At 29.0% G+C, this 21,844-nt stretch carries 18 protein-coding genes and 2 pseudogenes; 14 read left to right on the top strand and 6 right to left on the bottom strand.

The window, feature by feature from the left end:
* Positions 1-135 precede the first annotated feature (135 nt).
* From HGAG_RS07165 to thiE, 11 genes and pseudogenes are all read left to right on the top strand, one after another.
* Complete coding sequence (locus tag HGAG_RS07165) at positions 136-774, top strand: TetR/AcrR family transcriptional regulator (protein WP_019118521.1); 639 nt, start codon at positions 136-138, stop codon at positions 772-774.
* A gap of 57 nt (positions 775-831) precedes the next feature.
* Complete coding sequence (locus HGAG_RS07160; RefSeq protein WP_019118520.1) at positions 832-2,562, top strand: ABC transporter ATP-binding protein; 1,731 nt, start codon at positions 832-834, stop codon at positions 2,560-2,562.
* A 1-nt stretch (position 2,563) separates the two neighbouring features.
* Positions 2,564-4,297 carry an ABC transporter ATP-binding protein gene (locus HGAG_RS07155; protein ID WP_019118519.1) on the top strand — a complete coding sequence of 578 codons (1,734 nt, stop codon included), beginning with the start codon at positions 2,564-2,566 and terminating at the stop codon, positions 4,295-4,297.
* 10 nt (positions 4,298-4,307) lie between these two features.
* Complete coding sequence (locus tag HGAG_RS07150; RefSeq protein ID WP_019118518.1) at positions 4,308-4,898, top strand: MptD family putative ECF transporter S component; 591 nt, start codon at positions 4,308-4,310, stop codon at positions 4,896-4,898.
* Positions 4,885-5,580 (top strand): energy-coupling factor transporter transmembrane component T, encoded by a 696-nt coding sequence (locus HGAG_RS07145; RefSeq protein WP_019118517.1) that lies wholly within the window; start codon positions 4,885-4,887, stop codon positions 5,578-5,580. The genes HGAG_RS07150 and HGAG_RS07145 overlap by 14 nt, the downstream gene beginning before the upstream one ends.
* On the top strand, positions 5,568-6,989 hold the full coding sequence (locus HGAG_RS07140; protein ID WP_019118516.1) for an ABC transporter ATP-binding protein: 1,422 nt from the start codon (positions 5,568-5,570) through the stop codon (positions 6,987-6,989). The genes HGAG_RS07145 and HGAG_RS07140 overlap by 13 nt, the downstream gene beginning before the upstream one ends.
* A gap of 221 nt (positions 6,990-7,210) precedes the next feature.
* A complete protein-coding gene (locus HGAG_RS07135; RefSeq protein WP_005956580.1) occupies positions 7,211-7,621 on the top strand; it encodes a sigma-70 RNA polymerase sigma factor region 4 domain-containing protein in 411 nt (136 codons plus the stop codon).
* A 435-nt stretch (positions 7,622-8,056) separates the two neighbouring features.
* The gene (locus HGAG_RS07130; protein WP_009345237.1) at positions 8,057-8,266 is read left to right on the top strand and encodes an excisionase; all 210 of its coding nucleotides are present in this window, start codon (positions 8,057-8,059) and stop codon (positions 8,264-8,266) included.
* Between the two features lie 77 nt (positions 8,267-8,343).
* Positions 8,344-9,579 carry a tyrosine-type recombinase/integrase gene (locus tag HGAG_RS07125; RefSeq protein ID WP_019118515.1) on the top strand — a complete coding sequence of 412 codons (1,236 nt, stop codon included), beginning with the start codon at positions 8,344-8,346 and terminating at the stop codon, positions 9,577-9,579.
* Between the two features lie 179 nt (positions 9,580-9,758).
* Positions 9,759-10,580: a hydroxyethylthiazole kinase gene (gene thiM, locus HGAG_RS07120; RefSeq protein ID WP_019118514.1), complete on the top strand. Its 822-nt coding sequence runs from the start codon at positions 9,759-9,761 to the stop codon at positions 10,578-10,580.
* Positions 10,577-11,187: pseudogene (gene thiE / locus HGAG_RS10815) on the top strand (thiamine phosphate synthase). Before thiM ends, thiE begins: the two are co-directional and overlap by 4 nt.
* A gap of 170 nt (positions 11,188-11,357) precedes the next feature.
* Here thiE and HGAG_RS07110 read toward each other — a convergent pair.
* The 3 genes from HGAG_RS07110 to HGAG_RS07100 form a co-directional block, all read right to left on the bottom strand.
* Complete coding sequence (locus HGAG_RS07110) at positions 11,358-11,873, bottom strand: hypothetical protein (protein ID WP_019118513.1); 516 nt, start codon at positions 11,871-11,873, stop codon at positions 11,358-11,360.
* Between the two features lie 66 nt (positions 11,874-11,939).
* Positions 11,940-12,674, bottom strand: a complete 735-nt coding sequence (locus HGAG_RS07105) for an amino acid ABC transporter ATP-binding protein (protein WP_019118512.1) — start codon at positions 12,672-12,674, stop codon at positions 11,940-11,942.
* Positions 12,667-14,229 (bottom strand): ABC transporter substrate-binding protein/permease, encoded by a 1,563-nt coding sequence (locus HGAG_RS07100; RefSeq protein WP_019118511.1) that lies wholly within the window; start codon positions 14,227-14,229, stop codon positions 12,667-12,669. Before HGAG_RS07100 ends, HGAG_RS07105 begins: the two co-directional genes overlap by 8 nt.
* A 564-nt stretch (positions 14,230-14,793) precedes the next feature.
* On the opposite strand from HGAG_RS07100, the gene HGAG_RS07095 reads away from it, so the two are divergent.
* A complete protein-coding gene (locus tag HGAG_RS07095) occupies positions 14,794-15,582 on the top strand; it encodes an Mrp/NBP35 family ATP-binding protein (RefSeq protein ID WP_019118510.1) in 789 nt (262 codons plus the stop codon).
* A gap of 9 nt (positions 15,583-15,591) precedes the next feature.
* Positions 15,592-16,572 carry a DUF1002 domain-containing protein gene (locus tag HGAG_RS07090; RefSeq protein ID WP_019118509.1) on the top strand — a complete coding sequence of 327 codons (981 nt, stop codon included), beginning with the start codon at positions 15,592-15,594 and terminating at the stop codon, positions 16,570-16,572.
* Positions 16,573-16,724: 152 nt separating this feature from the next.
* Here the strand turns inward: HGAG_RS07090 and HGAG_RS07085 are convergent, their stop codons facing one another.
* From HGAG_RS07085 to HGAG_RS12420, 3 genes and pseudogenes are all read right to left on the bottom strand, one after another.
* A complete protein-coding gene (locus HGAG_RS07085) occupies positions 16,725-17,996 on the bottom strand; it encodes a Glu/Leu/Phe/Val family dehydrogenase (protein ID WP_019118508.1) in 1,272 nt (423 codons plus the stop codon).
* 112 nt (positions 17,997-18,108) lie between these two features.
* Positions 18,109-18,873, bottom strand: a complete 765-nt coding sequence (locus HGAG_RS07080; protein WP_019118507.1) for a C40 family peptidase — start codon at positions 18,871-18,873, stop codon at positions 18,109-18,111.
* Positions 18,874-18,903: 30 nt separating this feature from the next.
* A pseudogene (locus tag HGAG_RS12420) lies at positions 18,904-19,065 on the bottom strand (SH3 domain-containing protein); the annotation flags it as partial.
* A 300-nt stretch (positions 19,066-19,365) separates the two neighbouring features.
* Here HGAG_RS12420 and HGAG_RS07075 point away from each other — a divergent pair.
* Positions 19,366-21,429: a glutamine synthetase III domain-containing protein gene (locus tag HGAG_RS07075; protein WP_019118506.1), complete on the top strand. Its 2,064-nt coding sequence runs from the start codon at positions 19,366-19,368 to the stop codon at positions 21,427-21,429.
* Positions 21,430-21,844: the final 415 nt, after the last annotated feature.

Here is a 21,844-nt window from a genome sequence, read left to right as displayed (position 1 = left end):
TGTATTTAATTATTAATAATTATATCATACTTAAGTATTATTTTCCACTGTGCGTATTGACAAAAAGAAGATGAGTATATATAATGATAACTAAGTTATCATGGTTGGATTTTGTAGTAGGAAGAAGGTGAATGAGTGTTGAGTTTAAGTGGGTATGATGCTACTCATAGCAAAATTTTAGAAAGTGGTATAAAAAACTTTTTAAAAGATGGTTATGAGAAATCTAACTTAAGAAAGATTTGCAAAGAAGCTGGGGTAACTACAGGAGCTTTTTACCGTCATTTTGATGATAAGGAAAATTTGTTTACAAATTTGGTAGAACCTTTTGCAAGTCAGATTCTTGATATTTATAAAAATTATGAAGACAAAAGTCTTAAAACTTATGAATCTGATGAAGAGTTAAGTAAAAATAAGTTATTAGAAATACTGAAAATGAAAGAAGAAGCATCTGTAAAGTCCGTATCTTTCTTTTATGATAATAAAGATATTTTTGAGCTTTTGATTTTTTCTTCATATGGTACAAAATACGAGAACTTTATTGATGAAATTATAGGATTTGAAGATGAAAATCATAAAAAAATTTTAAATCTAATTTATAAGAATGGATATAGGAGCGTTATTACTGATGAGGGACTACATCTTATAAACCATGCTTACATTTATGCACTATCAGAATTAGTAGTACATTCTAATAGTAAGGAAGAAGCAGTTCATAATGCAAAGATTATAGCGGGATTTTTTAATGATGGTTGGAAAAAGATTAGGGGATTATAATCCTTAATTTTTTTAAAAATATGATAACTAAGTTATCTTTTTATGGAGGTGGAAATTTTGAAAAAAGAAAATCAATTTAAAAAACTAATGAAATTGGCGAACAATCATAGGTCAAGTTTAAATCTGTCAGTGCTACTCGCAAGTCTTGGAGTTATTTTTGGAATACTTCCCTTTATAAGTGGAGGAAAAATTGCTGAAGGACTTATATCAAATGATACTGATAAAAATTACTATATCTTATGGTGTTTAACTGGACTACTAGGTTATGCTTTAAAAACTTTATTATATGCATGGTCTCTATCTATTTCCCACAAGGCTACTTTTTCTATACTTGCTGATATTAGGATAAAAATGATAGAGAAACTTCCTAAACTTTCTCTTGGAACAATAAGCGAAACTCCAAGTGGAGCTTTTAAGCAAAAAATAGTTGATCAGGTAGAAAGTATGGAGAGTCCACTTGCTCACATGTTCCCTGAAATGACAGCAAATTTACTAGGTCCTGTTTTTGTATTTTTATATCTTTTATTTGTAGACTGGAGAATGGGACTCTTATCCCTCGTATCATTTCCAATAGGTATGTTTTTTATGGCAAGTGTTTTTAAATCTTATGGAGATAATTTTGCTGGTGCGATGAAAATCGGAGGAGAAATGAATTCTTCTCTTGTAGAATACGTAAATGGGTTAGAAGTGATAAGGTCATATAATCAGACGGATAAAACTTATAAAAAAATCACCGACAAAGTTTATGCTAATGCAAAATATTATTATGACTGGATGACAAAAACTCAATTTGGAATGTCAATGTCAAAAGCAATCACCCCAACTACTCTTCTAGCTATACTTCCATTGGGATATATCTTTTATAAGAATGGATCTTTATCCTTAACAGGATATCTACTTTCCATAATTTTATCCTTTTCCTTACAAGGATTACTAAATACTATGATGAGATTTACAACTATAGGAGCTCAAGTAGGCACTTTAGTAGAAAATGTGGAGTCTGTTCTTAATTCGACTGAGCAAATTCACAGTGAAGAAAAAATTGTTATTAAAAATCATGATATAGAGCTTAATAATGTGAGTTTCGAGTACGAAGATGGTCAAGAAATTTTATCAGATATTTCCTTACAAATAAAAGAAGGAACTAAAAATGCTTTTGTAGGTTTGTCAGGTGGTGGAAAATCTACTATTGCAAAATTAATTGCAGGATTTTGGGATGTAAAGAAGGGTGTGATTAAGATGGGCGATATTCCTTATGAAAACATTCCTTTAGAAGAACTTTATGATCAGGTTTCTTTTGTGTCCCAAGACAACTTTTTATTTGATGATACTATAAGGGAAAATATAAGAATGGGTGACCCTAAGGCGAGCGATAAAGAAGTTGAGGAGATATCAAAAAAAGCTGGCTGTCATGAATTTATATCTCATTTGGAAAATGCATATGAAACTAGGGTTGGAAAACAGGGAGAAAGTCTTTCTGGAGGCGAAAGGCAGCGAATCGTTATAGCTAGAGCAATGCTAAAAAACGCCCCTATAGTTATATTTGATGAAGCAACGGCCTATATGGATCCAGAAAATGAATATTTAATTCAAAATTCTTTAAATGAATTAATTAAAAATAAAACTGTAATCGTGATTGCACACAGATTATATACAATAAAAGATTCGGATAAGATTTTTGTAGTAAATAATGGAAAAATTGAAGACTCTGGTAAGCATGAAGATCTTCTAAATTCTTCAGAGACTTATAAGAAGCTTTGGAAAACAAGTATAGGAAAGGAGGATTAATATGTTAGAAACCTTAAGTAAAATTTGGAGGTTTTCAGCTAAGGAGAAGTCAAACTTAAATAAATCTTTAGTTATATCAGTAATTCATGCATTCTTTTATGTTTTGCAAATGGGAGCCGTTTATTTTATTTTGTTAAGTATTGTAAATAATGGAGAAAAATTAAGAACATCCTTAATGTCTTTTGCTATTATTCTTGCATCTATATTTGGACGAATGATAACAAATTATTACGCACAGTTAAGACAAACTCATGCAGGTTATTTTATGGTTGCAAATGCAAGAATTAAAATGACAGATAAGTTGAAAAAAATTCCAATGGGTTTACTAAATAATTCAAAAATGGAAAATATTTCAGGGATATTAACAACAGGGCTAAGCGAAACAGAAAACACTGTTCCTTCAATTCTCATAACCATGCTTACTGGATTTTTAACAGCCTTTGTTTTTACTATCATGGTTTTTATTTTTGATATTAGAATTGGGATTGTAGTTGCAATAGCAACATTAATATACCTTTATGTTAGTGATAGAATGCAAAAAGTTTCAGCTAAAGTTGCTCCCAAAAGAGCCAATGCCCAAATTAATTTATCTGATAGAGTTTTAGAACATATACAAGCCATGCCTGTTATTAAATCATTTAATTTAACGGGTAAGGGAGATAAAAACACAAGAGATGCTATTTTTGAGAGTAAAAAAACTAATTTAGAAGTAGAGAGAAGATTTACTCCTTTTACAATTTTTTCTTCTCTAATTTTAAATGTTGCATCATTTATATTGATGTATTTGGCTATTAGATTTTATTTTGATCAAACTATGAATTTAACAAACTCTTTGATGACATTGATTATGTCTTATATGATATTTTCTCAGATTCAGGAGGCAGGATCTTCAATGTCAGAGCTAAGAATAGTAGCAAGTTCTATTGATAAAGTTGATGATATTATGTCGCTTAGTGAGATGAAATCGAAGTCTGGTCTAAAGTTAACAAGTAAAAGAAATATTGAATTTAATAATGTTTCTTTTTCCTATGGAAATAAAAAAATAATCGATAAGGTATCTTTTAAAATTCCTGAAAAAACTACTGTGGCATTTATAGGACCATCAGGAGCTGGGAAAACAACCCTATCAAAGCTCATTGCTAGATTTTGGGATGTAGATAGTGGAGATATTACAATAGGTGGAGTAAATATAAAAGATATTAGTTTAGAAGAATTGATGGATAATATCTCCATAGTCTTTCAATCAGTATATCTTTTTAATGATACTATTGAAAACAATATAAAATTTGGAAATCCTAATGCAAGTCATGAGGAAGTCATAAATGCTGCAAAAAAAGCTGCGTGTCATGATTTTATTATGGCTTTGCCAAAGGGATATGACACAGTAATAGGAGAAGGGGGTGCTAATCTTTCGGGAGGTGAGAAACAAAGAATATCAATAGCAAGAGCAATTATTAAAGATGCACCAATTATAATTTTAGATGAGGCAACTGCAAATGTTGATCCAGAAAATGAGGACAAATTACAAATTGCGATTAACTCATTAATGAAAGAGAAGACGGTGATTATGATAGCCCATAAATTAAATACCATAAAAAACGCTGATCAAATCATCGTCTTAGAAAAGGGTCAAATTGTTCAAAAAGGTGAACATGATGAATTAATTAAAGAAGAAGGCATATATTCTGATTTCATTAAAATCAGAGAAAAAGCTGAAAATTGGAAAATTAAATAAGGAGGAGAAGATGAATTTAAAAAATATTGTAAAAATTGCTGTTTTTTCAGTTATAGGATTTGTGTTAACAATGGGACTTGGTTATGCTACAGGAGCTTTAGGTGTAATGCCTAGTTTATATTTGTCTTGTGCCTTTGCTACGATTGTAGTAGCACCAGTATTTGTAATTTTGGCAAGGAGTGTAAAGGTGAGGGGGACCGCATTTTTATATTTCTTTTTGATAGGACTATTCTACACTCTTATGGGGATGTGGCCTATTATAATTATAAATACCATTGCTGGAATATTAGCTGAACTTGTAGTGGGAAGTAGTGAAAATTATGATAGAGGCAATAGTAAGGTTGGTCTTGCTTTTGGAGCGGGTATGTTTGTATATTCACTTCATCCTATGATAATTGTGTTTTTCTTTTCAAAATCTAAGGCGATGCTTGAAATGATGGGAGCGGACTACTTTGACTTTTTAAGAAACTTTTACACACCTGCAAATATTGGAATTTGTTTTGTTATTTCCATAATTGCATCAATCATTGGTGCAAAATTTGGATCATATATCTATAATAAGTTTTTTGCTGGTAGGAATAAAAAAAGTGTTCTTGGTTAAAAGTAAAAAAGAGAAAAAGGAAGTAATTAGCCCAATTACTATAATTGGGCTAATTATAATCTTTTCTATAATACTCACAATAGGAGATGAAGCTTTTTATATTATATGTCTACTATTAAGCTTATTATCATTATCCATTTATTCACTAAAGTTAAGTTTTAAATTTACTTTATTTTTGATTGTAATTTTTATTTTAATAAGGATTTTAGAAAATTATTTGGGTGGTGTCTTTATTGGCTCGATATATCTCATGCTTAGAATTATATTTCTTTACGCTCCTATATTTATTATGGCAAGAGTCATGAGTCTATATTCGGCATCTTTTATTGTAGCTTCTTTTACTAATAGAGGAATGCCTACAAGCTTTGGACTTCCTATTGCTTTATTCTTTAGGTTTATACCTGAAATAAAAATAAGACTCCAAGAAATAAAAGATGGACAAAAGATAAGAGGATTTAAGACTAGTATATTTCACCCAATAAAGACTTTTGAGCTTTATTTTGTGCCTTTACTTTATAAATGTCTTGAAATAAGCGATGTATTAACCTGTTCAATTATTTTAAAGGGGATTGAAATAGATTGTAAAAAAACATCCATATATAATTTGCAATTTTCAAAATTTGATTATTTTATGTGGATTAGCACAGTTATTATGCTAGGAGCAAGTTTATGGAAAATGTGATTAGTGTTAATATTAAATCTTTTTCTTATGGAGAAAATGAGAATTTAAAAAATATTAAATTTAATATCAAAGATGGAGAGTTTATTGTATTAACAGGCAATTCTGGTTGTGGGAAGAGCACACTAATAAGAATAATTACGGGTCTTTTTCCAAGCTTTTATGAAGGAAAATTAGATGGAGAGGTTGAAATTTTAGGAAGAGATATAAATGAATATAAAAAAGGAGAACTTTCAAAAATTTTATCCATTGTTTTTCAAAATCCCAAAGATCAGTTTTTTTGTACAAATGTTTATGATGAAATTGCCTTAGGGGCAGAAAACTTGGGAATTAAAAGAGATTTGATTATAGAAAAGATAGAGTCTATAAGTAAATTGCTTAAAATAGAAAAACTGCTTGATAAATCTATTTTTTCACTATCAGGAGGAGAAAGACAGAGAGTAGCTATTGCTTCAGCTCTTATTCAAGATAGTAAAATTTTATTTTTTGATGAACCATCCTCTTCTCTAGATTATGATTCTATTGAAAGCTTTAAAGAGATTTTAAAAGAATTAAAATCTATGGGTAAAACCATAATATTAGCCGAGCATAGACTTTATTATCTAAAAAACTTATTTGATAGAATTGTGTTTATGAAAGGTGCAACAATCAATGAAATTTTTACAAGAGAAAATTTTAATAATAATCTAGCCAAAGAATTAGGACTTAGGACTTTAGAAGAAAGAAACTTAAAAACTGAAAGAAATTTTTTTGAAAAAGATTCTGTAGAATTTTTTAATAATATATATGTAAGTGTTGGTAAGAAAAGCATTTTAGAAAACATTTCTTTTGATTTAAAGAAGGGAGAAGTTTTAGGAATACTTGGGAAAAATGGATCGGGTAAGACATCTCTATCAAGAATAATAACTGGACTTGTTGGAAAAAATCAAGATACAAGTATAGGTGTACGAGAAAAAGAAAGACTAAAAAATTCTTACCTAGTTCAGCAGGATGTAGATTCACAAATATTTTTAGATACAGTTGAAAATGAACTCCTGTCTATATCATCTGATAAAGAAGAAATTAAAAAACTTTTAAAGGAAATAAATCTCTGGGATAAAAGAACATCACATCCTCAAAAATTATCAGGAGGTCAGAAACAAAGGCTAGCTGTAATTACTGCTTTTCTATCAAATAGACGAGTAATCATATTAGATGAACCAACATCAGGACTTGATTATAAGAATATGGAAATCATGGCAAAGCTTATAAATGAGTATTCTAAAAAGATTTCAATAGTTATTATAACTCATGATTTGGAATTTCTTTTTAAGTGTTGTAATTCTGCTTTAACTCTAGATAAAAATAATTATGATAGGTTTGTCTTATTTAATAATGAAGAAAAAATATTTGAATTTATTGAGCAAATGTAATATTTCAACTTATCATATATTAAAACAAGGAGAAAATAGACTTAAACATCGAAAGACGATATTTATATAATATATCTGTTAAAAATAATATAGCAAATCCAAAAAGAATCTTTATTAAAAATAGTTTCGTTCATTTTAGAGGACTAACCATGCCCAAGAGCAGGAGTCCTCCTTTTTTTGTCTGAAAACATAAAGACAAAAAAAGAATGGAGGAAACATAAATGACAAAAGAATATTACCTTTATGTTGGTGGGCAAAAAATCAAAGTAAGCGAACAGATATACAAAGTCTACTGGCAAGAAAGAGAACACGAAAAGTATTTAGAGCAGGTGGACAAGAAAAACCACTTGCTCTTTTTTTCGTCCCTAAATCATGATGGGAATTTCGAAGATAATCTAGAAGATAAAAATGTTGATGTTGAAAAAGTTGTAGCTACACAAATGATGATTGAAGCACTAAGAAATGCAATGTCAAAGTTAAATAAAGATGAACGGGAAATAATTGAAAGATTATATTTCAATGATGAAACACTTCGTGCAGTAGCAAAGGCTCAAAATATATCTCATCCTGCTTTAATAAAAAGACGAGATAAGATTTTAGAAAAACTAAAGAAATTTATAGAAGAGATATAATTTCTGGTTACCAAAGAGGGCAAATTTTCCTTTATAAAGTGAGGGGAGTTTTGTCCTCTTTCTATTTTAAAAGAAATTTAAACAATATTTGAACCATAACAATTAAATAGACCAAGACAAGACATTAATCATTTTTAGAGCGTGATAACCTATCCGCCAAGATCTTTCTGCTGAATAATTCGGCAAAACAAGTACTGCTAAGCTAAAAGCAAGGGAAGAAGAAAGGGAGCGATAAGTAAGAGTTTGAATATAGGGAGGGATACCCTATTCGCTATGAAGAAAATGAGGATAATGATACTTCTAAGGTTGAAGCCGGCTCATCCTGAACAGAGGCGGAGGTGAGATTCCTATGTTGCTAATCCAAGGCACTTGTCAATGTCAAAAAACTTTAAAAATATTAAAATAAATATTTTAAATATATTATTTGGAGGATTTATGATTAACGAAAATATAAAAGGTGTTCGTGTTTCTGAGAAAGCATTTCTAACATTAAAAGAAGCATCTGAATATTTTAATATTGGTCAAGATAAAGTTAGACAATTAACGGATGAAAATGATTGTGATTTTGTATTATTTAATGGAAGTAAGCGTCTTATTAAGAAAAAATTAATGGAAGAATATTTAAATAGACAGTTCTCTATTTAATCTAAAACTATATATAAAACACGCATAATGCGGTATAATAATTATAGCGTGTCTTTTATCAAAAAAGGAGAATTTTTATGGTAAAAAGACGCAAAGATAGTAAAGGGGTTGTTTTAAAAGACGGTGAATATCAAAGGTCAAATGGCACTTATGAATTTAAGTGGCAAGACAAAATAGGTCGTAGAAAATCTATCTATGCGAAAACTCTAAAAGAATTAAGAGAAAAGGAATTAGATATTTTACGCAATACTATAGATGGAATCAACAACGAAGGAAGTAGCTTGTCTGTAAATGATACTTTTAAGCTATGGACAAAGGTTAAAAGAGGTTTAAAGGATAATACCTTTAAAAATTACATCTATATGTATCAACAATTTGTAGAACCGACTTTTGGTCGCATTAAACTATCTGATATTAAAAGATCTGATGTTAGAAGTTTTTATAACAGATTAAAGGAAGACCAGGGATTGATGGTTTCTACCATAGATTGTGTCCATACTGTCTTACATCAGGTATTAGAATTAGCAGTGGATGACGAATATATAAGGTTTAATCCGTCTGACAATGCTTTGAAGGAATTGAAAGTAGCTTATCGAAATGAATCTCCGAAGAAAAAAGCTATGACAATAGAAGAACAGGTGCTATTTGAAGAATATTTATCTAATAGTGATGAATATAGAAAATGGTATCCAATATTCATTGTTATGCTTTGGACGGGAATGAGAGTTGGAGAAGTCACAGGATTACAATGGGACGATCTAGATTTTGATAATGGTCTTATAAATGTAAATAGGACTTTGGTATATTATAGTAAAGGTAAAGGATTAAACAATAGATATGCTATTAATACACCGAAGACAGCATCAGGTAAGCGAAGTATTCCTATGGTTCAAAAAGTAAAAGATGCTTTTCTTATGGAAAGAGAGTTACAAAAGACTTTTGGAATCGTATGTTGTGATTCAATCGATGGATTTAAAGACTTTGTATTTTTAAACAGATTCGGAAAGGTTCACAATAATGGAACACTTAATAAAGCTTTAAGAAGAATTGTTAGAGATTGCAATTTAAGTATAATGGATAAAAATAAATCGAACTCTAATGATATTCTATTAGTTCCACATTTAAGCAATCACATTTTCAGACACACCTTTACTACAAGGCTTAATGAACAAAATATAAATACAAAGGCAATGCAGTCTATTCTAGGTCATTCTGATATTAGTACAACAATGAATATATATGTAGATGCAACAGAAGATTTTAAGATAGAACAGATGGGAGAATTTGAAAAAGCGATGAAATTTATATTTTAGAATTTACGACAGCTTACGACAAATTTACGACAATTTGCTAGAAATCTATAGGCACTTATAGAGAGTTAGCAAATTGTCGTAAATGGAGAAGTACCATAAAATAGACTTTTATAGAGATTTAGACAATTATCTAAGGTAGAGGGGATTTTCCATACAAAAAAAGCTTGGAGTAAATGTATATGAAAAATCTAAAAAAAATTCTTGAAAATAGAAAACTTGTTAGGGAAAAAATTCCATTAATTCACGCAATTACAAATCCAATTGCCATAAATATGGTGGCAAATTCGATTTTATTTCAAGGAGCCAAGGCAATTTGTGCCGAATGCGAAGATGAAATGGAAGAAATTGTAAAAATTTCTGATTCGCTTTCTATAAATCTTGGAAATATTACAAAGTCAAGATTAAAAGCAATGGAAATAGCGATGAAATTTGCAAATGAGAAAAATATTCCCGTAATAATGGATGTGGTTGGAGTTGGTGCAAGTAAAATTAGGCTTGATTTTGCAAAAAAATTACTAGAAAAATATAAATTTGAAGTCATTAAGGGAAATTCATCTGAAATTCTTTCTCTTTGTGGAGAAAACTCTCATGCCAAAGGCATAGATGCAGGAGATGAGGATAAGATTTCTTGTGAAAATATAAAATATTTTACAGAAATTTCTCAAAAACTTTCAAAAAAATACAAGACGGCAGTTTTGATTACAGGAAAAACTGATATATTATTAAAAGATGATAAGTATTTTTTGTTTGATAATGGTTGTGAAAATCTTTCAAAAATCACAGCCACAGGTTGTATGTTGACAGGCTTAATTTCTACATTTTTATCAGTTTCAAATCCAATTGAAGCGTCAATTTTGGCTCTTCTTATTTTGGAAATATCTGGAGAAATTTCTGATACAAAAAAGCCCTATAGTTTTTTTGTAAATTTGATGGATAATATATCAGAAATCAGCGATGAAGAAATTATAAAAAGAGCAAAAATAAAGGAGGGAAATTTGTGAAAAAATTATATTTGGTAACAAATTCAGATAAATATAATGAAGAAGAATTTTTAGAAAGAATTGAAGATGCCATAAAAGGTGGAGTCGATATTGTTCAATTGAGAGAAAAAGAAAAATCTGATATTGAAATTTTAAATTTAGGGAAAAAAGTAAAAAAATTTGTGACAAATACGATATTCCTTTGTTAATTGATGATAAGGTTCATCTTGCTTGGGCTCTTGGCTGTGGCGTTCATGTTGGAAAAGATGATATGCCAATTGCACTTTGTAGAAAACTATTGGGAGAAAAAGCAATAATAGGAGCAACTGCAAAATCAGTAGAAGCTTCCAAAAAAGCAAAAAAAGATGGGGCAAATTATTTGGGAGTTGGGGCGATTTTTGAAACCAAAACTCACGTAAAAACCAAAAGAACATCAATAGAAACTTTGAAAAAAATAAAAGAAGAAGTGGACATAGACATTTATGCCATCGGTGGTTTAAATATTGAAAATGTAGAAATATTAAAAAATACAAAAGTCGATGGAATTTGCGTGGTAAGAGCAATAATGGATGCAGATGATGTTTATCAAACAAGCTCCAGTTTGAAAGAAAAAATTCAAGAATTATAAAGTAAAAGTAATTTTAATCATAAAAAAATCCGTCAATACCCATTTAACCTTGCGGAGAGATCTCAAAGAAAGAGTGAAATTTAAAAATGAGTTTAACCAAAGAGATCTCTCTATTAAATAAATATATATAAGTTTTAATTTTAACCTTGAGACTTTTAAAATATAAAATCTTATTTTTTATTTACAAAATCAAGCAAAATATTATCTATAGATTCTATTTCTATATATTTAATTTCTCTAATGTCAATTTCAAATTCATCGTAAATTTGTCCGGAATTTATATCTACTGCGTCAACTATTGCAAAATCATCTTCTATATTTTTTACATAAGCACAAATTTGGTCAAAATAATCTAAGGATTTTCCTAAATTTATTATTTTTTTATTTTCCTTGGCGTATTTTACTATATCAAAAAAATCTGGAATACTTTTAAAAATTTCACCTATATTTTCGCCTGTCTTTTCTTCTTTAGTTGACTTCCAATATTCATTATAAATTTTTAATTTTTTCAAAAAATCAGATTTTTCATTTATTTTTACTAAATCTTTTGAAATCAAAGTGTAACCGTCAAATCTTCCTTGGTCGTCTAGGTTTTTTATCAAATAATTTTTTTCATTTTCATCTAGCAAAAATCCGTATGCAAATGATGAGCCATTATTTAAAATTTCTATTAATTTATTTTCCATAATTACCTCTTTTCATTTCCATTATACTAAAAATATACAAAATAAAAAGCAGGAAAAATCCTGCTTTTATCCCATATATCTTTTTAAGAAATCTTTTGTTCTTTGATTTTTTGGATTTGTGAAAATTTCTTCTGGAGATCCTTCTTCTAAAATTATTCCTTCATTCATAAACAAAACTCTTGTAGAAACTTCTCTTGCAAAATCCATTTCGTGGGTTACTACTATCATTGTGATTCCTTTTTTGGCAAGTTTTGTCATAACTTCCAAAACTTCTCCAACCATTTCTGGATCAAGGGCACTTGTTGGTTCATCGAAAAGTAAAACTTCTGGATCCATACAAAGGGCTCTTGCTATGGCAACTCTTTGTTTTTGTCCACCAGAAATTTGTGATGGCTTTGCGTTTATATATTGGTCCATGCCTACTAATTGTAGGAATTTTTTTGCTTTTTCTTCTGCATCCCTTTTTGAAATTTTTAAAACTTTTTCTTGGCTTAGGGTACAGTTTTGTAGGACAGTTTTATTTTCAAACAAATTAAAATTTTGAAAAACCATGCCGACTTTTGTTCTGTAGGCTCTTAGGTCAAATTTTTTGTCTAAAATATTTTCATTTTTGTACAAAATTTCTCCACTTGTTGGTTCTTCTAATAGATTTAAACATCTTAAAAGGGTAGATTTTCCTGAGCCTGATGAGCCGATTATTGTAACTACTTCTCCTTTTTGAACTTCCATATTTATATCTTTTAAAACTAAATTTTGTCCGAATTTTTTTTCTAGATTATTTACTTTTATTATATTAGGCATGAATTCCTCCTGTTACAGATCCAAGCACAAATTCTTTGTTGGTAAATTTCTTTTCAATTAACAAGATAATTCTTGTTGTTATGAAAGTTAAAATGAAATATATTATTGCAGTTATCAAATATGTTTGGAATATTTGGTAGGTTGAACCTGCTATTGATTTTGATACAAAGAATAATTCTGTTACGCTTATTACGTTTAATACTGATGTATCTTTTATATTTACGACAAATTCGTTTGCAATTGCTGGCAAAATTGATTTTATTGTTTGTGGAATTACAACATTAAACATTGTTTGTGAATGTGTCATTCCAAGTGCCTTACAAGCTTCGAATTGTCCTTCATCAACTGAATTTATTCCGCCTCTTACAACTTCTGCTAAGTAAGCTCCAGTATTAATTGAAACTATTATAAAGGCTGCAAGCATGGTTGACATATCGATTGATAAAAATTGTTTTGCACCATAAAATATTAGGATTGCTTGAACCATCATTGGAGTTCCCCTAAATATTTCTATGTAGCAAACCAAGATAAAGTTTACAATTTTTTGTAAAATATAGGCGAAAATATTTTTATTTTTATCTACTTTTATTTTTCTAATAACTGCAACTATAAGTCCAATTACAAATCCTATCAAGGTTGAAATAATTGAAATGAAAAGTGTTGAGAAAATTCCGTTTATAAATAGGGAAGAATATTCGCTCCAAATAGCTTTCATTTGTCCAAAAAATGAAAGTTGTTCGCCATCATCTTCTGATAATTTTACCATTTCATTCATTATTTTATCTTGATCTTTGACATTCATTTGAGATAAAATGTCGTTTATTTGATCTTTCATTGGGGAATTTTTTCTAAGACCTACGGCAATTGATGTATCGTCTGTTTCAGTTTTAAATCCTTTGCCTTTTTCAAATTCTACATAAGTTAAATCTTCATTTGCAGAAACGGCTGACATTGCTCCAGGTTTTTCTGAAACATATCCATCAATATTTCCAGCTTTTGTTGCAGAAATCATTGATGGGAAAGATTCCATTGCAGCTTGCTTATTAACTCCATCAATTTGATCAAGTACTGTGTAATGGAAAGTATTTAATTGTCCAGTAATTTTTGCATCTTTAAAATCAGCTATAGATTTTGCCTTTGCAAAAGAAGAATCTTTTTTCAAAACTATAACCAAATCAGAAATATAATATGAATTTGTAAAGTCGATTTCTTTTCTTCTTTCAGCAGTAGGGCTCATACCAGCAATAATTGCATCAATTTTTCCACTTGTAAGAGCAGGTGGAAGACCGTCCCATTCGATTTTGTAAATTTCTAATTTTTTTCCAAGTTCATCAGCAATTTTTTTTGCAATTTGAACGTCATATCCATTTGCAAATTCTCCCTTAGAATTTTTGATTTCAACAGCTCCATTAGCATCATTAACTTGAGAGAAGTTAAAAGGAGCATAATTAACTTCCATTCCAACCTTAAATGTGTCCTCATCGGCGTGTGAAATTTCCATTGTAAAAACAAAAGTCAAAACAAAAGCCATAAGAAACTTTAATATTTTTTTCATTATTTCCTCCAAATTTTTTTCTTTTTTTAGTCGTAACTTTTTTATGGATTAAATATAAAAAAAACGATCCGCATCCCAAGGGACGAAGACCGTGTTACCACCCAAATTTAATATTTTTTCACAAAAATATCCTTATAAAGTACAAAATATACTTTCAAAGGATCCAATAAGAAAGTACAAAATTATACCCCTTTGCTATAACGTGCAAAATACGATACCGAATCAAAATATCCTCGGTACAACTCTAAGTCTTTATTCACTAAGATTATAAGATCTTTTTTCAGCCTACAAAGATTCTCTGTGCATATAATTTATTAGCTACTCTTCTTTTCAAAGTTTTTATATTTAATCTTAGACTAATGATACATCCTCAAATTACATTTGTCAAATAAATATTTATATTTTTATTTGAAAATTTATAATTTTTTTGATTTTCGCTTTTAAAACTTTTTTATTACAAAATTATAAGATATTATTAGCTTGAAAAAATTGGGATAAATTATAAATAGAAAAATATAAAAAATACCATATAATATATTTGAAAAAATCTTAAAGGAGATAGAAATGACACAAAAGAAAATGAATTTCGATAAATTTATAATAAAACCCAAAGAAGGATCAAATATAAAAAAAACAATTGCTATAATGTCAGGCAAGGGAGGGGTTGGCAAATCTTCTGTAACAAGTATGCTTGCAGCAAAACTTTCTAAAGATGGAAATAAAGTTGCAATTTTGGATGCAGATATAACAGGCCCATCAATCCCACAAGCTTTTGGCATAAAAGAAAGTGTGAGAAGTCTTGAAGATGGAACTTTAATTGCACCAGAAAGCAAGAGCGGAATAAAAATTATGTCAATAAATTTAGTTTTACAAGACAAATCCGCTCCAGTTGTTTGGAGATCATCAATTGTAAATAATGTTTTAAAACAATTTTACACAGACGTTGATTGGGGCGAAATTGATTATCTATTAATTGATATGCCACCAGGAACAAGTGATATTCCTCTAACAGTTTTCCAATCCCTAAATATTGATGGGGCTATTGCAGTTACAACTCCTCAAGATTTGGTAGGAATGGTTGTAGAAAAATCATTAAATATGGCAAAAATGATGGGCAAAGAAATTCTTGGAATAGTTGAAAATATGTCTTATTTTAAGGCGAAAGATACAGGAAATATTTACAAAATATTTGGAGAAGGAAAAACCGACGAAATTGCTGAAAAATTTAAAATTGATACAGTAGCAAAACTTGCAATAAATCCAGAAATTACAAGTTTGATTGACCAAGGAAAAATTGAAGAAGTTGAAGAAAGTGATCTTGATAAATTAGTAGAAAAAATCGAAAAATTATAAGGAGATATTATGAAAAAAATATTTAAAAACAAAATGTTAAAGGCATTTGCTTTGGGATTAATTTTAATTATCCCACAAGTTGCAAAAGCAAGTGGAGAATTCGATTCACAAAAAGAAGCTTATATGTATGGAGCTGGCTTAAATCAAAATCAAATTCAAGAAGTAAAAAATAAATTGGGACTATCTGATGATATAAATAAATCAAGTGTAAATGGCGACGATTGCCAAAAATATTTAGGCTACAAAGCAGAAGATTATAATATGATTTCATCAGTTTCAGTAAAAAAACTTCCAAAGGGAAGTGGAATCAAGGTAGAAATTTTAACACCAGAAAATATAACATCAATTACTCAAAGCCAATACACAAACGCTGCAATAACATCAGGAATTACCGATGCAGAAATTAAAGTTGCAAGTCCAACAAAAGTTACAGGAGAATCTGCCCTTGTTGGAGTGTATAAGGCAATAGAGATGTATGGAGAAAAAGTTAATACACAAAGCACTCAAACTGCTCAAGAAGAGCTTGGAACATTAAAGAAAATAAGCGAAGAAAATGAAAATAAGGAATCTTTTGACAAAGACAAATTGGACCAAGCAGTTGCAGAAGTAAAACAAAATTTAAAAGATTACAAAGATAAAAATGGACAAACCGCTGATAGCGAGCAAATTCAAATTTTTATAAAAGATGCTTTGAACAATGTAAATATGGGAGATATTTTATCAAATAACAATATACAAATTTTAGTAAATTATTTTGAAAAATATCAAGAAAGCCCATCAATTGATAGCAAGGCAGTAGAAGAAAATCTTAAAAAATTTGCAGGAACTTTGACAGAAAAAGGAAAAAAATTCTACGAAGACAACAAAGAAGACATTGACAAAGTAGGAAATGATATAAAAGAATCAGGTCTTTGGGATAAAATAGTACAATTTTTCAAAGACTTATTTGCATCTTTTACAAATTCAAATGACGATAGTTCAAATAATTAAAAATTAAAAAAAATATCTTAAAATTAAATGGAGGAGAAATCTATTACGATTTCTCCTCCATTTTTGTGCAAAAAATTGTAATTTACAAACTAAGCATTTGCATATAATTTTATTTTTATTTTTCAAATTATTGGCTAATAAATGTAGATTTGTTAATACCAACCACGAAGCTCCATTGCTTCTGCAATTCTTTTGATTGCAAACATATAAGATGCTTCTCTTATATTTGTATTAAATTCTTCTTTAATTTCAAAAATTCCTTCAAGAGCTTTTAGCATATCTTTTTCTTGTTTTTCTTGAACTTCTTCTTTTGACCAATAATTTCCATATTGATTTTGAATCCATTCATAATATGAAACCAAAACTCCACCAGAATTTGCTAGGACATCTGGAATTACTTCTACATTTTTTTCTTTTAAAATAATATCAGCTTCTGGAGTTGTTGGGCCATTTGCACCTTCTGCAATTAATTTTACATCTAAATTTTTGGCGATTTTTTCAGTAATTATATTTTCTAAAGCTGCAGGAATTAAAATATCAAATTTTGTTTGCCAAAATTCTTCATCAGATATTTTTTTTGCCTTAGGATAGCCTACAAGAGTTTTATTTTCATCTCTATATTTTTGTAAAGATTCATAATCAAATCCATCTTCAGAATATAGGGCTGATCTTCCGCACTCTTCATTTTCATCTCTTATAGAAAGATATTTAACTTTAGCACCTTCTTCTACTAAATATTTTAAAGTAAAACTTCCAACATTTCCAAAACCTTGAAGACCAATTTCTGCATTTTTCAAATCAAGTCCAATTTTTTTGGATGCATATTTTGTTGTAATAACAACTCCATATCCTGTAGCTTCACTTCTACCCAAACTTCCACCAAGGATTAAAGGCTTGCCTGTAAAAGTTCCAAAATCTTCTTTGTCGCCATTTAATTTTGTATATTCGTCAATAAAATATGACATAATTTTTCCATTTGTATTTACATCAGGAGCTGGTATGTCTATTCTTTCTCCCAAATATTTGTACAAGCCTCTAACATATCCACGAGAAAGACTTTCAAGTTCTCTATCAGATAATTTTTTTGGGTCAACACATATTCCGCCCTTACCACCGCCGTAAGGAATTGCCAAAAGCCCTGCCTTTAAAGTCATCCAAGTTGAAAGAGCTTTTACTTCTTCTACATTTACACTTTGATGAAATCTTACTCCACCTTTTGAAGGACCTAGGGCATGGTTGTGAGCTGATCTATATCCTTTAAAAACTTTTAGAGAACCATCATCCATTTTTACTGGAATAGAAATTTCTATAAATCTTTGAGGCTGTTTTAAAATTTCATAAACTGCTGGATTTAAATTTAATTTTTCACACGCTTTTTTTATTTGTAATTGTGCAGATTCTAACGGATTTAATGTATCTGTCATTTTTAACTCCTTTATATTTACTAATTAATTTCTATAAAATTTAATCTTTTAAATAATTATAACATTATTTTTTTTCGCTTACAATAAAAAAATACGCCACAAAGGACGTATTTTAATCTTCAATTAATCTTTTTATAATTGTTGGATTTCCAATTCCTGATGTTATAATTCCACTTCTAGGATTTGCTGCATGAACAATTCCTCCTTGGCCATCGGCAATTGCAACGTGGGTAATATTTGAAAGGCTTGTTCCATAAAATACCAAATCTCCTGCTTTTTCTTCTCCAAGTTTTATAGTTTTTCCATAATCAGCTTGGCTTTGAGCAAAGTGAGGAAGACTAATTCCAAATTCTTTATAAACTTGTTGGGTAAATCCAGAACAATCAACTCCATTTGTAAGACTTGTGCCAGCCCAAACGTAAGGATTTCCAATAAATTTTGTTGCAAAATTATAGGCTTGTGATCCAATATCATCTCCTGAAACTGTGTAATAAATATATTCAACTTCTTCAGTTTTTTCTTCTGGCTCATCTACCACATAATTTCTAACAATTTCATTTTCTTTTGCCTTATCTTTTTGATCGATTGGATACAAACTCAAATTATTCCTATCAAGATAATCCATATATCTTTTTACAGAATCATATATTTTTTTGTATTTATCTTTTATTTTATTTAAATCTTTTTCATCTTTTTTTGATAAATCAAAATTATCAATTTTTGCAAAACCAATTTTGTCGCCTTTTTTGACCTTTACAAAATTTTTGTTAGAATCAAAATCTATTAAATCAATTTTTTCTTTCTTTTTAAAATTTGAAATTTCTTTTGATTTTTCGTCAGCTTTTTCATAAATTTTACCATTTTTAATTGCTTTCATATCATCTAAAATATGAAACCAACTTTTTACTACATATCCATCTTTTCCTTCAAAATTAATTTTTAACCAATTTCCATTTTCTTCTTTTATTTCATAAAAATCAGGATAATCTATTCCTCCTAATATTTTTGAATCGCTATCATCTGATTGTTTTTCTCTAACATTTACACCTTCTGCAAGGTCGTAATTTATTAAAATAGATTTCGCCTTAGAAGTATTTGTTGGTGCAAATAATTGAAAAGAAATAAGAGTGGATAATAATAAAATTATTTTTTGTTTTTCTCATTTTCCCATCCTCGAATTATTATAATTTCAACTACTATTAATTTATCATTATATTGATATAGTGTCAATTAATTAAATTTAATTTGCAAAATATTTATAAAGTAAAAAAATATTTTTTGCCAAAAATTATGCATTAAAAATTTAATATGTATTTTTTTATGATATAATTATTTAAACAAATTTTAAAATATCAAGAAAGGTAAAAATATGGATTTAAAAGAATTTGGAAATTTGGCTTTTGATAAAAAAACTATGAAAGAAAATGTCCCTTATCCTGTTTATTTAAAATGGAAAGAGGCTGCAAGAAATAATACAACTCTTGATAAAGAAACTGCTGATTCCATTGCTCATGCTATGAAAATTTGGGCGATTTCAAAAGGAGCAACTTCATATACTCATTGGTTTCAACCTTTAAATGGAAAAACTGCAAATAAAAAAACGGCGTTTTTAAATAGAGATGATAAACACAATCCAATCAATAGATTTTCTGGAAACGAATTAATAAAAGGAGAGCCAGACGCCTCATCATTTCCATCAGGTGGAATGAGATCGACTTTTGAGGCTCGTGGTTATACATATTGGGATTTGACTGCAAATTCTTTTATTGAAGATAAAGTTTTATATATTCCATCAGTTTTTGTTTCCTTTTATGGGGAAAAACTTGATAAAAAATTGCCTTTAATTGAATCAATGAATATCTTGAGCAAGTATGCAAGTCCAATTTGCAATATGTTTTTGAAAGATGAAAAAACTTATAGGGTAAAGGCGAAAGTTGGACTTGAACAAGAATTTTATTTAATCGATAAAGAATTTTATGATAAAAGAATAGATTTAGAATATTGTGGAATGAGTCTTGTTGGACGTGATTCTATGGTTGAAAAGGAAATAATTTCCCATTATCTTGGTGCAATTCCTCAAAGAGTAAATGATTTTTTTGAAGATGTGAACGAACAGTTATATAATTTGGGAATTTATATGGAGGCTGAGCATAATGAAGTTGGGCCAAACCAATTTGAAATTGCAATAATGTATGAAAATTGTAATATTTCCGTAGACAACAACCAATTATTGATGCATATTTTAGAAAAAACTGCCGTCAAACACAATCTTTATTGTCTATTAAAAGAAAAGCCTTTTAAAAATATGGCAGGAAGTGGAAAACACAATAATTATTCCCTTACAACAAATTATGGAAAAAATTGTTTTTCTCCAGGAGATGACCCAAAAAATAATTATTTATTTTTATTATTTTTATCAGCAATGATTAAAGTTTGTAATAAATACCAAAATTTAATAAGACTTTCTTCATCATCAGTTTCAAATGATTATAGACTTGGCGGAAATGAGGCACCACCTTCAATAATTTCTGTTTTTATCGGCGAAGATTTAGAAAATATTTTAAAATCAATAGCAAAAGACCAAGAGATAAAAGGAATAAATAATAAAGTTAAAATTCCACATCTTGGAGAAATCCAAACAGATTCATCAGACAGAAATAGAACATCTCCAGTTGCCTTTACAGGAAATAAATTTGAATTTAGGATGTTAGGCTCTTCAAAATCAGCCGCAGATTTAAATACAGTAATTAATCTTGCTATGGCAGAAGTTTTAAAAGATATAGGCAAAAGGCTTGAAGGAAAAAATGAAAAAGATTTAAAAGAAGAAGTCTATAAAATAGTCAAAGAAATCTACAAGGAAAATTCAAAAATTTTATTCCAAGGCGACGGATACTCAAAAGAATGGATAAAAGAAGCGGAAAAAAGAGGACTTATTAACCATAAAAGCTTCTTAGACGCCTTAGTCTATGCAAAGAAAAATTCATCATACGAAATATTTAAAGAAGAAAAAATATTTAGCCAAAAAGAAATAGATTCAATAATAAACGTAGAATTTGAAGAAATAATAAAATTTTGCCAACAAGAGCTTGAAATTTTATCAAATTTAATCTATCAAGAAATTCTTCCTTCAGCAATGAAAGAAATAAAAGAAATAAAATCCTATCTTGCCTTTTTAGAAAATGAAAAATTAGAAGAAAAGGCAAAAAGAATAAATGAAAATGTAAAAGTTTTATTAGAATTTGGAGAAGAAATAAAAGAAATTCTAAAAGATTTTGAAAAAATAAAAGAAATAGAAGAAAAAGCAATCTACATTCAAGAAAAAACCAGAAAAATCACAGAAGAAATAAGAGAAGTAGCAGATAATTTAGAAAAAGAAATTTCCAGAGAAAATTATTCAATGCCTAGATATGTGGATATGTTGAAATCTTTATAGATTTAAAAAAAATTTAGAAGCTTGAAAAAGCTTCTTTTTTTGTGATATACATTTATTTCTTTCATTAATAAAATAATTATTTTATAAAATTAATACTTCGTAATGTTAGGGCGGAGGAAATGGGGGAGTTTCGATTCTCCCCCTTTTTCCTCCCCCTAACGCCCCCCTCTTTTTTGCCCCCCTACAACCGACCATTGCATGGAGCTGGTTTTGTAAGAAGCTAACGCTTCTTTCAAGTTAATAAAGCTTGATTACTGTTTAAAAATAATTATAAATTCAAGTGAATTATTAGAGAAAAAATTGTTTGAACGTTAGTGAGTTTATTTTTTCTCTTTTAATGAACTTAGAATTTATTTATTTTGGGCTTATATACTTATTAAATTTGGATAATCGATTTAAAAAATGAAAGAAACGC

It is taken from the genome of Anaerococcus obesiensis ph10 (assembly GCF_000311745.1).
Taxonomy (GTDB): Bacteria; Bacillota; Clostridia; order Tissierellales; family Peptoniphilaceae; genus Anaerococcus; species Anaerococcus vaginalis.
This window is presented reverse-complemented; position numbering and strand designations above follow the sequence as displayed.